This is a genomic window from Bartonella grahamii subsp. shimonis (genome assembly GCF_036327415.1).
Taxonomy (GTDB): Bacteria; Pseudomonadota; Alphaproteobacteria; order Rhizobiales; family Rhizobiaceae; genus Bartonella; species Bartonella shimonis.
The window spans coordinates 40,810-54,083 of sequence record NZ_CP123961.1 but is presented as its reverse complement, the minus strand read 5'-3'; the positions used below and the strand labels follow the sequence as shown (position 1 = coordinate 54,083).

The following is a 13,274-nucleotide window of genomic DNA, read 5'->3' as shown; positions in this document are numbered from 1 at the left end:
ATGATAGATTATCCAGAGCATTTAAATAGCAAGGAAGATTATCTGAATATGCTTGAATTTGACAAAGTTGAAACGGTAAGAAGGCTAGAGGATCTTTTAGCAACCCGTTTTTATTGGGTCTTTGTTAAAGAGCTTGGAGAGGGAGAAGAGGGGATTGAAGATGATACGCATAAGGTTTGTCTAACAACAACTATGCCGTTTGATTCAAATGGTGATTTTGTAGAAAAGCGTTGTCAGTATGAATTACAGGAAAGCGAATATGCGCCGCTCTTTCAACTTGGCTTTCGTGTTGACGAAGTCGAGCAACTGATCAAAGAGCATAGTCAATAGAGATCATAAAAAAACATTTTTATCCAGCCCCACTTTTGTGGGGCTTTTTTTTATGGAGCGTCAGATGAGAAAGATATCGAAAGAAGGATTAGAGCTTATCAAACAATGGGAAGGTTTGCGTTTAGAGGCTTATAGAGATACGGCATGTGTCTGGACGATTGGTTATGGTCACACCAGCAATGCGGGTCACCCCCTTGTCAAAAAAGGCATGTGTATTAGCCAAGAGCAAGCAGAAGAAATCCTTTGTAAAGACTTAAAGCAATTCGAGCAGACGGTAGAGGAATCGGTCACGGTTTCGTTAACGGATTGCCAATTCGCGGCATTGGTCTCGTTTTGCTATAACGTAGGAACAGCTGCTTTCCGCAAGTCAACATTGTTGAAGAAACTTAATCAAGGCGATTATGAAGCCGTACCCTTAGAATTACAGAAATGGAATAAGGTAGATGGTAAACCTCTTCAAGGACTTGCGAACCGTAGAGCAGCGGAAGCGGGATTATGGGCAAAAGGGGCTTATATTTCCTCAAATTATCAAAGAGTGGAAACGAAAGCAGCGACAGGGCTTTTAAAGATAGAAGCACTTGCCCCGATTATAGGGTCTTGTTCTGGTTTTGGCGGCTTGTTAGCAGGCAATGGTCCAATCCAATGGGCATTAGCAGGCATAATGGTTTTAGCGGCTGTAACGGGCATTGTGTTTGTCGCCAAGAGGTTTCGCGAGCAACGCTTATGATTTTGTGGCTAAAGAAATATCATCTGATGTTTACAGCGGCTTTAGCCGTTTTTTTTATGGCTTTAGCCAAAGCCTTTCACCTTGGCAAGCAAAGCGAACGGCAAAAGCAAACAGAGAATGCTTTAAAGACAGCAACAACCCGTCTTGAGGTAGAAAATGAAGTTAATCAAAAAAGTGATGCTGGGGTGCGCACTGAACTTTCTCGTTGGGTGCGTGGCAAATAGGTCAGTTTCTTGTGGTGGCTGGTTGCCCATTTATTTGGATAATAAGGATGTTGCGGTCATCAGTTCCAACCTTGCAAGAGATATTTTGAAGCATAACAAGCAGGGAGCCCATTTATGTGGTTGGAAAGATGGTCAAGAAACGAAGCACCAAAGATAAAGATCTTACAGAAACAGAACAACAGCTCCTTCACGAGATGATAGAGATCTACCAAGGCGTAAAAATGATGTCACGCATCATGAAATGGTTAGCATTCATCATTTTTATGTTTGTAATAGATTTTGCCCGCATTATGGACGCACTCGATAATATCTTCTCACATCTCAAAAAGTGGATAACAAAAAGTTAAATATCAAATCTCTCCTTTTAAAATATGATGAAACAAGAATTTACACAAACATTGTTTGCGTGGATGGGTGGTAAACACTATCTGCGTAAGAAAATTATACCGATTTTAAATAATATTGACCATGAGACCTATGTTGAAGCGTTTTTAGGTTCAGGTGTTATTTTTCTAAACAAACGACCAGCAAAATATTCAGTTATTAATGATCTGAATGGTGAGATCACGAATTTGTTTCAGTGTGTTCAAAATGATTTTGATGATTTAGCCAAACGACTGGAGTGGTTTGTTTGTTCAAGACAGTTGTTTTTTGAACTTGCGGCTATTGAACCAGAGAGCCTCTCCGAAGTTGAAAGAGCCGCTCGCTTTTTGTTTCTCCAACGTTGTGTGATGTATGGGAAAAAAGAGTATGTCTCTTTTGGCTTTGGAAGGAAAAAGCCTCCATTATTTAATCCCGATAAGCTTTTAGCAAGGATGCGACGTGTTAGACAGAAGCTTCTTGATACGACGATCTTAAATTTGTCGTGGGAGCGGGTTGTCGAACTTTTTGATGCTCCAGATAGCTTGTTTTACCTAGACCCGCCTTATCTTGTGAAGAAGAAGTGTTACAGCTCTGGGAATTTTGTTGAAGATGATTTTGTGAACATGGCAAAAGTTCTCAAAAGCATCCAAGGCAAATTCGCCTTGAGTCTGAATGATTGTGATGCGGTTCGAGAGATCTTTAAAGATTTTGACTTTTTAGAATTAGAGACCCTTTGGACAGCAGGTACGGCAAAAAAACCTCCCCGAAAAGAACTCTTGATTTGTAATTGCAATATATAGATGATGGTGCTATTTGATAGTGTTATAGATTCTGTATATCAGGTGGTTTAAAAGGTGGTTTTATTATTTGATATTTTTATTAACTTATTGAAAATATTATAAAAATACTTATAAAATGGTACAGACCACCCGCACCAGTTATGGGTTTTCTTTATTCTGTTATGCATATCACGTTGATTTATAGAACACGTTGATTTATAAAACACGTTGATTTATAAAACACGGGGGATTTATAAAACACGGGGGATTTATAAAACATGTGGGATTTATAAACAGTGTTTAATGTTTTGCATGTTGAATGAAAAACCTCGAATACCGTAGGATTTTCTCATTTTAAGTCTGTTTATAGTAAATTAACCATAATCATGTCTCTTGTACATTACAAGCTAGGTAAGCTATTGCTATTGTGGAATGAAATTTTACAAAAAAGGAATAAAAATGCCTCTTAATAAACCGTTTCAAGGGCATCATTGGGGTAGGAGTGTATGATGGATGGTGCCAGCTTGCACTTTTATCTTGTACTTTTATGGAGTGTTAAAGATGGTGCTTTATAGATTTTATATTCTTGTGGGGCATTGTCGCAAAATGGGTTTGAGGGTTTTGAGAGATGTGTCTTTAAAATACGCATGGAAATTGGCAACCCAAGTGTTTTGGATTTGAGTGTGTTTGGTTTGGAGCGCTGTCGTATGACATGAAGGGCGTGATTCCAAACAGATCCGTGAGAAACAAAAGCATGAGACAATGCGTAATCTCCACTCTTTAAAGGACAGAGTTTTAGAGGCTTAAAAGATAGTGCTTTAGAGGCTTTTGAAAGTCGTAAAGCCGAAGTAAAAAGAAATGGTAAGGTTGGAAATTGATTTTTGCCTTGACAACTTCATGTTCTCCCTAAATGAAGCTGTCTCCCCGCTACAGAAATTACATAAACAGAGAACCGCAATATCCTCGCTCTACTTTGGTATATAATAGCTGTAAAACGTTGTTAGTTGAAGTGTGGTCATAGAGGGACTGTAAACTTCCTTGAAATGCTACAGTATTTTTTCAGTGTATGTGTGTTGGATATTCTTAAGTGTGTTTATCTTGCTTTAGGTTTAAGGGAAGTTCAATGGGGAGGCACCCAGAGAAGCCCGCCCCAAGAGTCCCCCAAGAAGCGCCCAAGAGAGTCCCGCCAAGAGCCCGCCCAAGAGCCCGCCCAAGAGTCTGCCCAAGAGACCCAAAGAGTCGTTGTGTTTTTGCAAACGGATATGGTTTTTAAAAATGGTTTTTTAGAATCTTTATCCTTTGAGGGGGGAGGTAAGTCAGCTCTCGTTATTTTATAAAGCGATCCTATCAGGAGAAGCTGGCGAGTTTATAGCGAAAAAAACAATTGTCTATGGATTAATGGAGAAAGTTTTACTTTTTAGGGGTGAAGTGGCGGTTACGATCCTTTATTCTCAGTTATTCGAAGAGCTGTAATCTTTTCTTTTACTGAGCAGTCATCTTTACAATAGAGGTTTTCTTTTGCAAAAGTATGGAAAGAAACAAAGTGTGAAAGTAATGGATTACACGTCGTGAAACCGTTATTTCTACCATTATGGTTTTGTTGGTAACTGCGTTGGTTTCAGCTCTCTTTTTTAGCGGAAGGGGGATTGGATAAAATCTCGAAAAGTAGATTCGTTATCTTATGAAGTAAAGCGCGAGAAGTGACTAGGGTCGTTACTGTTTAGAAAAAACTGAATTGTTTATGGATTAATGAGGGAGATATTTTTGCTCTTGAGGGAGATTAAAAATTAACATATGAAATAATCTGCTATTTTGTGCTGTTATTGCGTTATTCCGTTTATGTCGTAAAACGTTGTTAGTTGAAGTGTGGTCATAGAGGGACTGTAAACTTCCTTGAAATGTTACAGTATTTTTTCAGTGTGTGTTGGATATTCTTAAGTGTGTTTATCTTGCTTTAGGTTTAAGGGAAGTTCAATGGGGAGGCACCCAGAGAAGCCCGCCCCAAGAGTCCCCCAAGAAGCGCCCAAGAGAGTCCCGCCAAGAGCCCGCCCAAGAGCCCGCCCAAGAGTCTGCCCAAGAGACCCAAAGAGTCGTTGTGTTTTTGCAAACGGATATGGTTTTTAAAAATGGTTTTTTAGAATCTTTATCCTTTGAGGGGGGAGGAGGTAAGTCGACATTATCCTATGAAACTGCAATTGATGCACAATATCCATATTTCTTTTAAAGAAATAGTTCTTAATAACTGCTCTCAATTTGTTTTACGATGGTGCCAGTGCTATGATGGTAAAGCTTTTATATTCTAAATGCATTATATGAAAGGGTGAGAGGATAGGGGCTTGCTTTAAAAGAGGGAGAGGCTGAACTGTTTCGTGACTATTTGTTTATAGTTTCTTAGTTTTTAGAATCTAGGTCTTTTAAGGGGAAAGGGGCATAAAAAAACCCCGTTTTTAACAGGGTTTTTTAATCGTTCAATTTCTCTACAAAATTTAGAATTTATAAGCGATACCAAAACGAAAATCATGCGTTTGGGAAGAGATTTTAAGGTTATCGTTTGCAAATTTCTTTTTAAAAAAATCTGAATAACGATATTCTGTACGCATGATGATATTATCTGTCATTGCAAGATCAAAACCACCACCAACAGTGTAGCCAAACATTATTTTTGTCTCATCTAATACATTGCCAGAAGCAAAAATTGTCGAATCTTCTTGCGATTTTGATAAAAGTGACATGATATATTGCATCTGTGTATAGGCTATACCCCCTGCAATATAAGGCATAAGACGATGGGAAGCAAAACCAATACGCGTGCGCGCAGCACCAGTCCATTTTTCTTTCAATGTTACACTGCTGACAACAATATCACCATAATTGGGTATCGTTTCATCCGGAGCTGCAGGCTTTATGATAGGAATCCCAGCTTCTTTAAAGGCAATGTTAATAGAGTCTAATTCATCTAGAATTTTCTTTCCATTGTTTGTTTGGGTGCTTTTTTGCCCAGACCAGGCTATGTCTGTATCAAAACCGAAAACAAAGTCACCTCCCAGATCAATATTAGAACCTGCATACAAACTTGCTCTCAATCCTGATAGTTTTGGTGATAAATTTCTATCAACCCAAGCCCATTTCCCAGTCTTGGCTTCTTGTGCGTAATTTAGAGTATTTTTATTGGAAAAATATCCAATTTGTCCTCCAAAATAAAAACCAGACCAAGAAAAAGGTGCAGAAACAGTAACCGGAGAGATACGTGACGATGAAGCATTCTGCAATGAAACCTTCGGTTTTGATGGCTCAAAGATTACCGTATCTGCTGCTTGCGCTGTTGAAGCGGTAATGAAAGTGAGAATAGATAGTGTAATTAAACATGTCGTTTTCATAAAAAATATTCCCAATGTTATTTCAGATACAGAGCGCATTATACACGATTTGGTTAAAGAAATCTAAAGTTTAATTTCATTATGAAAACTAAAATACTCAAAAAATCTATAATTACCCATATTTAAGCATTTTTTAAACTTGCTTTCGTGCTATTACCCCTGTTTGTATTAATTTTTCAGGACTTTTTATATACTCTTTCAGTGTTGCTGTGTTTTAGAAAAAATTATGGTATAGTAAATAAGCTTTTGATTTATTTAAAAAATAATTATTTTATATATGAAAAATACTCTTTAATTAGTCAGTGTTAAACGTATTATCCATAATGATTAATATCATTGTGCTTAATATTTAATTGATAGTAAAAAATGCATAGGCGCACTATCATATTTTTTTACTGGTTTCCAATATTGCAGAGCTTTATATTGCGATAGTCTTTTGAGCCCTTGAGAGGATGAACGACTTTATTTCTTTTTTATCTATATGCCACTTTTGCTTATGACAATCCAAGCGAATGGTTTTGATTGATTGAATGGAATACGAAGAATAAGAGGGAGCAAAGTGCGAGAATTTTATGTTCTCTGAGGTTTCTCATGCAGCGTATAAAAACGATAAACGATTCTTTCCATTTGCCTAAACCGGAACGTGGACCAGAGCCTAAAAACCGAATGTCATTGGCAATTTTAAAGAGATTAGCGCGTGCATTCAAGCTCCCGTGGAAATGCGCAAGGGCGCCATGATGGGCAAGTGCTTCAAATTTATTGTGAGCTTTCAAGGATATTCCCGTTAGAGAGCTGATTGTTTTAGCAAAGGTCAAAACCTTTCGGTGCATTGAGTTCTGTTCCAACAGCTGTTTCTCCATTGAGCACTTCCATCTTTAAGCCTCTAAAAGGAGCAAGCCGCGGTACTATCACACTCATTTGCCAGCTTCATGTTGAGACAGCTCTCTCCCAATGTTGCGATAGCCTTTGGCATTTGAGGCTGTTCATTAGAGGCGTTTTAGTCCTTTCTTATACAATTGCTATCCACACATTCAGCCCACTTGTGATGTGCAAGCAAGTGATTTTGATTGCTTCAACATGGGACAGATTTAAAATGAGAAAATCTTACGGTATTCAGGATTCTTAATTCAAGATGAATAACGCTATATTATCATTATAAATCAATATATTATCTCTTTTATACAAAAGCATAAATATGGACAAAAGCTTAAAATGAATACTGTGAGTAATCGTTATCTGTCATCATCGGGGCATTTATGCCCCGATCTTTTGACAGAAAGATTGGGTTTAAGACGCTTGTATCTTTTTTTATTAGGTTGTTTATTGGTTTTATTGGGGAGAAATCATCTTTTTGGGATCAACTAATCGGTCATAATCTTCTACAGAAACGCCTGCTTTTAATGCTTCGGTGCGCAAAGTTGTATCATTTTTATGCGCTGCTTTGGCAATTTCAGCAGCTTTTTCATAGCCAATTTCTGGTGCAAGAGCTGTGACTAACATGAGTGAGCGCTCCATGAGCGAGTGAATATGAATGCGATTGGCCTGTAATCCTTGAATGCAATGCATATCAAAAGAGCGCATGCAATCACCAAGAAGGGTAATCGATTGTAAAACGTTATAGCCAATAACAGGTTTATAAACGTTGAGTTCAAAATGTCCTTGGCTTGCGGCAAAGGTTACGCTGGTATGATTACCAAAAACTTGGGCTGCAACCATTGTCATGGCTTCACATTGGGTGGGGTTAACTTTGCCAGGCATAATAGAAGAGCCGGGTTCATTTTCAGGCAAATTTAATTCGCCTAAACCGGAACGTGGTCCTGAGCCTAAAAACCGAATGTCATTGGCAATTTTAAACAGATCAGCAGCGAGGGCATTCAAGCTCCCGTGGAAATGCGCAAGGGCGCCATGATGGGCAAGTGCTTCAAATTTATTGTGAGCCGTCTTAAAGGATATTCCCGTTAGAGAGCTGATTGTTTCAGCAAAGGCAACGTCAAAACCTTTTGGTGCATTCAGTCCTGTTCCGACAGCTGTTTCTCCATTGAGCACTTCCATCTTTAGGCTTCATAAAGGAGCAAGCCGCGGTACTATCACACTCATTTGCCAGCTTCATGTTGAGATAGCTCTCTCTCCCAATGTTGCGATAGCCCTTGGCATTTGAGGCTGTTCATTAGAGGCGTTTTAGTCCTTTCTTATACAATTGCTATCCACACATTCAGCCCACTTGTGATGTGCAAGTAAGTGATTTTGATTGCTTCAACATGGGACAGATTTAAAATGAGAAAATCTTACGGTATTCAGGATTCTTAATTCAAGATGAATAACGCTATATTATCATTATAAATCAATATATTATCTCTTTTATACAAAAGCATAAATATGGACAAAAGCTTAAAATGAATACTGTGAGTAATCGTTATCTGTCATCATCGGGGCATTTATGCCCCGATCTTTTGACAGAAAGATTGGGTTTAAGACGCTTGTATCTTTTTTTATTAGGTTGTTTATTGGTTTTATTGGGGAGAAATCATCTTTTTGGGATCAACTAATCGGTCATAATCTTCTACAGAAACGCCTGCTTTTAATGCTTCGGTGCGCAAAGTTGTATCATTTTTATGCGCTGCTTTGGCAATTTCAGCAGCTTTTTCATAGCCAATTTCTGGTGCAAGAGCTGTGACTAACATGAGTGAGCGCTCCATGAGCGAGTGAATATGAATGCGATTGGCCTGTAATCCTTGAATGCAATGCATATCAAAAGAGCGCATGCAATCACCAAGAAGGGTAATCGATTGTAAAACGTTATAGCCAATAACAGGTTTATAAACGTTGAGTTCAAAATGTCCTTGGCTTGCGGCAAAGGTTACGCTGGTATGATTACCAAAAACTTGGGCTGCAACCATTGTCATGGCTTCACATTGGGTGGGGTTGACTTTGCCAGGCATAATAGAAGAGCCGGGTTCATTTTCAGGCAAATTTAATTCGCCTAAACCGGAACGTGGTCCTGAGCCTAAAAACCGAATGTCATTGGCAATTTTAAACAGATCAGCAGCGAGGGCATTCAAGCTCCCGTGGAAATGCGCAAGGGCGCCATGATGGGCAAGTGCTTCAAATTTATTGTGAGCCGTCTTAAAGGATATTCCCGTTAGAGAGCTGATTGTTTCAGCAAAGGCAACGTCAAAACCTTTTGGTGCATTCAGTCCTGTTCCGACAGCTGTTCCTCCTTGGGCAAGCATTTGAACATCAGCAAGGGCCGTTTCAATGCGTTGAAGATTGGCTTCTAATGCGGCACGATAGCCTGAAAATTCTTGTGCAAGCGTTAAGGGGGTTGCATCTTGCGTATGGGTGCGGCCGATTTTAATGATATCGGCAAATTCTTCTTCTTTTTTTCTTAAAGTGGTGATGAGTGCTTCAAGAATGGGAAAGAGATGTTGGCGTGTTTGCAGCGTGGTGGCAATATGAAGTGCTGTGGGAAAGGAATCGTTCGATGATTGGCTCATATTGACATGGTCATTGGGATGAACAGGCTTTTTGCTTCCCAGTTTTCCTCCTAAAAGCATGCTGGCGTGGTTGGCGATAACTTCGTTGACATTCATATTGCTTTGAGTGCCAGAGCCTGTTTGCCAAACAGAAAGGGGAAAATGCGTATCGAATGTGCCAGAGAGAACTTCATCGGCAGCCGTGACAATCGCTTTTCCAATCTTTGGTGAAAGCTTACCTTTGTCCATATTTACAAGGGCAGCAGCTTTTTTTACAAGGCTTAAGGCGTAAATGATGGTAAGAGGCTGCTTTTCACTGCCAATATTAAAATTATGCAGAGAACGTTCAGTTTGTGCGCCCCAATAACGATCTTGACGTACCGAAATCGTTCCAAAGCTATCCGTTTCCTGACGTGTTTCAACCATGATAAGATCCTTTTTTGTTTACGGGTTCTTAAAAAAGTTAGATAGCGCGAAAGTGCAATAAGAGGCAAGACTTTGAAGCTTAATTTAGAAAAATTATTTTATGGCTATTCTTGACATTGAGAGATGCCGATTTTATATCTAACCCATGCTAGCACTCATAGTTTGAGAGTGCTAGCAAGAACTTTTAAGATTAATGCAATTATGTTCAGTTTTAAGGATTTAAAACATGGCTAATATACAATTCCGCCCACTTCACGATCGTGTCGTTGTCCGTCGGGTTGAATCTGAAAATAAAACGGCAGGTGGGATTATCATCCCTGATACAGCAAAAGAAAAACCTCAAGAAGGCGAAGTGATTGCTGTTGGCAATGGCGCTCTCGATGATAATGGCAAGCGTGTGCCTTTAGAGGTAAAAACAGGAGACCGTATTCTGTTTGGAAAATGGTCTGGAACTGAAGTCAAGATTAATGGGGAAGACCTCCTCATTATGAAAGAATCTGACATTATGGGAATTATGGGCTAATTGAAGCGCTCAATTTTTCATTGTGTACTATTTTGAGAAAACTCCAAGGAGAAATTAAATGGCTGCTAAAGAAGTCAAATTTGGCCGTGAAGCGCGTGAGCGTTTGTTGCGCGGTGTCGACATCCTTGCTAATGCTGTTAAGGTGACACTCGGCCCTAAAGGTCGCAATGTGGTGATTGATAAATCATTTGGTGCGCCTCGCATCACAAAAGATGGTGTATCCGTTGCAAAGGAAATCGAACTCGAAGATAAGTTCGAAAATATGGGTGCACAAATGTTGCGCGAAGTTGCTTCTAAAACCAATGATATTGCTGGTGATGGAACAACGACAGCAACTGTTTTAGGACAAGCTATTGTGCAAGAAGGTGTTAAAGCTGTTGCTGCGGGTATGAACCCAATGGATCTTAAACGCGGGATTGATGCTGCTGTGGATGAAGTGGTGGCAAATCTCTTCAAAAAAGCAAAAAAAATCCAAACTTCAGCAGAAATTGCACAAGTAGGAACAATTTCTGCTAATGGCGCTGCTGAAATCGGTAAAATGATTGCTGATGCTATGGAAAAAGTGGGCAATGAAGGCGTCATTACCGTGGAAGAAGCTAAAACCGCTGAAACGGAATTAGAAGTCGTTGAAGGAATGCAATTTGACCGTGGGTATCTTTCCCCTTATTTTGTCACAAATGCTGAGAAAATGGTCGCTGATCTTGATGATCCTTACATTCTCATTCATGAAAAGAAACTGTCTAATTTGCAATCCTTACTTCCTGTGCTTGAAGCTGTTGTGCAATCTGGAAAACCACTTCTCATTATCGCTGAAGATGTGGAAGGTGAAGCTTTGGCAACGCTCGTGGTCAACAAGTTGCGTGGTGGTTTGAAAATTGCTGCTGTAAAAGCACCTGGATTTGGTGATCGCCGTAAAGCAATGTTAGAGGATATCGCAATCTTGACATCCGGACAGGTTATTTCTGAAGATGTGGGCATTAAACTTGAAAATGTTACTTTAGATATGCTTGGCCGTGCAAAGAAAGTGAATATTTCTAAAGAAAACACCACCATTATTGATGGTGCTGGGCAAAAGGCTGAAATTACTGCTCGCGTCAATCAAATCAAAGCTCAGATTGAAGAAACAACCTCTGACTATGATCGTGAAAAATTGCAAGAAAGACTTGCTAAACTCGCTGGTGGTGTTGCTGTTATCCGTGTGGGTGGTGCAACAGAAGTTGAAGTGAAAGAAAAGAAAGACCGTGTTGATGATGCTTTGAATGCAACACGTGCTGCTGTTGAAGAAGGTATTGTTGCTGGTGGTGGTACCGCATTGTTGCGTGCAGCAAATGCGTTGACCGTTAAGGGAAGTAATCCTGACCAAGAAGCTGGTATTCACATCGTTCGCCGTGCTCTCCAAGCGCCAGCACGTCAAATTGCAACCAATGCCGGTGAAGAAGCCGCTATTATTGTGGGCAAGGTGTTGGAAAATAATGCTGACACTTATGGTTACAATACCGCCACGGGTGAATTTGGTGATTTGATTGCTTTGGGAATTGTTGACCCTGTAAAGGTTGTGCGTTCTGCTCTCCAGAATGCGGCTTCGATTGCTAGCCTTTTGATTACAACAGAAGCAATGGTTGCTGAACTTCAAAGAAAGATACACCAATGCCTCCAATGCCAGGTGGCGGAATGGGTGGAATGGGCGGAATGGATTTCTAAGCTCTTGTTCCATAGAGGTAATAAAGAAACGGGCCTTTTGTGCCCGTTTTTTTTAGCTGCGATTATTGTGGGCAAGGTGTTGGAAAATAATGCTGACACTTATGGTTACAATACCGCCACGGGTGAATTTGGTGATTTGATTGCTTTCAAGAATTGTTGACCCTGTAAAGGTTGTGCGTTCTGCTCTCCAGAATGCGGCTTCGATTGCTAGCCTTTTGATTACAACAGAAGCAATGGTTGCTGAACTTCCAAAGAAAGATACACCAATGCCTCCAATGCCAGGTGGCGGAATGGGTGGAATGGGCGGAATGGATTTCTAAGCTCTTGTTCCATAGAGGTAATAAAGAAACGGGCCTTTTGTGCCCGTTTTTTTTAGCTGCGATTATTGTGGGCAAGGTGTTGGAAAATAATGCTGACACTTATGGTTACAATACCGCCACGGGTGAATTTGGTGATTTGATTGCTTTCAAGAATTGTTGACCCTGTAAAGGTTGTGCGTTCTGCTCTCCAGAATGCGGCTTCGATTGCTAGCCTTTTGATTACAACAGAAGCAATGGTTGCTGAACTCAAAGAAAGATACACCAATGCCTCCAATGCCAGGTGGCGGAATGGGTGGAATGGGCGGAATGGATTTCTAAGCTCTTGTTCCATAGAGGTAATAAAGAAACGGGCCTTTTGTGCCCGTTTTTTTTAGCTGCGATTATTGTGGGCAAGGTGTTGGAAAATAATGCTGACACTTATGGTTACAATACCGCCACGGGTGAATTTGGTGATTTGATTGCTTTCAAGAATTGTTGACCCTGTAAAGGTTGTGCGTTCTGCTCTCCAGAATGCGGCTTCGATTGCTAGCCTTTTGATTACAACAGAAGCAATGGTTGCTGAACTTCCAAAGAAAGATACACCAATGCCTCCAATGCCAGGTGGCGGAATGGGTGGAATGGGCGGAATGGATTTCTAAGCTCTTGTTCCATAGAATAAAGAAACGGGCTTTTTGTGCCCGTTTTTTTTTAGCCGCGATTATTGTGGGCAAGGTGTTGGAAAATAATGCTGACACTTATGGTTACAATACCGCCACGGGTGAATTTGGTGATTTGATTGCTTTCAAGAATTGTTGACCCTGTAAAGGTTGTGCGTTCTGCTCTCCAGAATGCGGCTTCGATTGCTAGCCTTTTGATTACAACAGAAGCAATGGTTGCTGAACTTCCAAAGAAAGATACACCAATGCCTCCAATGCCAGGTGGCGGAATGGGTGGAATGGGCGGAATGGATTTCTAAGCTCTTGTTCCATAGAGGTAATAAAGAAACGGGCCTTTTGTGCCCGTTTTTTAAATGCTTTTTCACGTTTCGTACA

Annotated in this window: 9 protein-coding genes and 8 pseudogenes; 13 read left to right on the top strand and 4 right to left on the bottom strand. The window is 40.2% G+C overall.

Annotation, left to right across the window (positions count from 1 at the left end):
• From QHG57_RS00315 to QHG57_RS00280, 7 genes and pseudogenes are all read left to right on the top strand, one after another.
• A complete protein-coding gene (locus QHG57_RS00315) occupies positions 1-330 on the top strand; it encodes a hypothetical protein (RefSeq protein ID WP_317993818.1) in 330 nt (109 codons plus the stop codon).
• Between the two features lie 64 nt (positions 331-394).
• Positions 395-1,057: a gene transfer agent endolysin BgtA gene (gene bgtA, locus QHG57_RS00310; RefSeq protein WP_317993817.1), complete on the top strand. Its 663-nt coding sequence runs from the start codon at positions 395-397 to the stop codon at positions 1,055-1,057.
• A complete protein-coding gene (locus QHG57_RS00305; RefSeq protein WP_317993816.1) occupies positions 1,054-1,281 on the top strand; it encodes a hypothetical protein in 228 nt (75 codons plus the stop codon). Before bgtA ends, QHG57_RS00305 begins: the two co-directional genes overlap by 4 nt.
• A gap of 116 nt (positions 1,282-1,397) precedes the next feature.
• On the top strand, positions 1,398-1,628 hold the full coding sequence (locus QHG57_RS00295; RefSeq protein ID WP_330169247.1) for a hypothetical protein: 231 nt from the start codon (positions 1,398-1,400) through the stop codon (positions 1,626-1,628).
• Positions 1,629-1,652: 24 nt separating this feature from the next.
• Positions 1,653-2,444: a DNA adenine methylase gene (locus tag QHG57_RS00290; RefSeq protein ID WP_317993813.1), complete on the top strand. Its 792-nt coding sequence runs from the start codon at positions 1,653-1,655 to the stop codon at positions 2,442-2,444.
• A gap of 1,534 nt (positions 2,445-3,978) precedes the next feature.
• Positions 3,979-4,056 (top strand): annotated as a pseudogene (locus QHG57_RS00285) (preprotein translocase subunit SecE); the annotation flags it as partial.
• A gap of 462 nt (positions 4,057-4,518) precedes the next feature.
• Entirely contained in the window at positions 4,519-4,647 is a 129-nt protein-coding gene (locus QHG57_RS00280; protein ID WP_330169246.1) for a hypothetical protein, read from the top strand.
• Between the two features lie 262 nt (positions 4,648-4,909).
• Here QHG57_RS00280 and QHG57_RS00275 read toward each other — a convergent pair whose 3' ends face one another.
• From QHG57_RS00275 to fumC, 4 genes and pseudogenes are all read right to left on the bottom strand, one after another.
• Positions 4,910-5,800 carry an outer membrane protein gene (locus tag QHG57_RS00275; protein ID WP_330169245.1) on the bottom strand — a complete coding sequence of 297 codons (891 nt, stop codon included), beginning with the start codon at positions 5,798-5,800 and terminating at the stop codon, positions 4,910-4,912.
• 626 nt (positions 5,801-6,426) lie between these two features.
• Positions 6,427-6,658 (bottom strand): annotated as a pseudogene (locus QHG57_RS00270) (lyase family protein); the annotation flags it as partial.
• Positions 6,659-7,129: 471 nt separating this feature from the next.
• A pseudogene (locus QHG57_RS00265) lies at positions 7,130-7,837 on the bottom strand (lyase family protein); the annotation flags it as partial.
• Positions 7,838-8,310: 473 nt separating this feature from the next.
• Positions 8,311-9,699: a class II fumarate hydratase gene (gene fumC / locus QHG57_RS00260; protein ID WP_330168172.1), complete on the bottom strand. Its 1,389-nt coding sequence runs from the start codon at positions 9,697-9,699 to the stop codon at positions 8,311-8,313.
• A gap of 226 nt (positions 9,700-9,925) precedes the next feature.
• On the opposite strand from fumC, the gene groES reads away from it, so the two are divergent.
• The 6 genes and pseudogenes from groES to QHG57_RS00230 all read left to right on the top strand — a co-directional run.
• Positions 9,926-10,222 (top strand): co-chaperone GroES, encoded by a 297-nt coding sequence (groES, locus tag QHG57_RS00255; RefSeq protein WP_005774667.1) that lies wholly within the window; start codon positions 9,926-9,928, stop codon positions 10,220-10,222.
• Between the two features lie 58 nt (positions 10,223-10,280).
• Positions 10,281-11,923 (top strand): annotated as a pseudogene (gene groL, locus QHG57_RS00250) (chaperonin GroEL).
• A gap of 55 nt (positions 11,924-11,978) precedes the next feature.
• Positions 11,979-12,243, top strand: a pseudogene (locus QHG57_RS00245) (TCP-1/cpn60 chaperonin family protein); the annotation flags it as partial.
• Between the two features lie 55 nt (positions 12,244-12,298).
• Positions 12,299-12,561: pseudogene (locus QHG57_RS00240) on the top strand (TCP-1/cpn60 chaperonin family protein); the annotation flags it as partial.
• A 55-nt stretch (positions 12,562-12,616) separates the two neighbouring features.
• Positions 12,617-12,881, top strand: a pseudogene (locus QHG57_RS00235) (TCP-1/cpn60 chaperonin family protein); the annotation flags it as partial.
• Positions 12,882-12,933: 52 nt separating this feature from the next.
• Positions 12,934-13,198, top strand: a pseudogene (locus QHG57_RS00230) (TCP-1/cpn60 chaperonin family protein); the annotation flags it as partial.
• Positions 13,199-13,274: the final 76 nt, after the last annotated feature.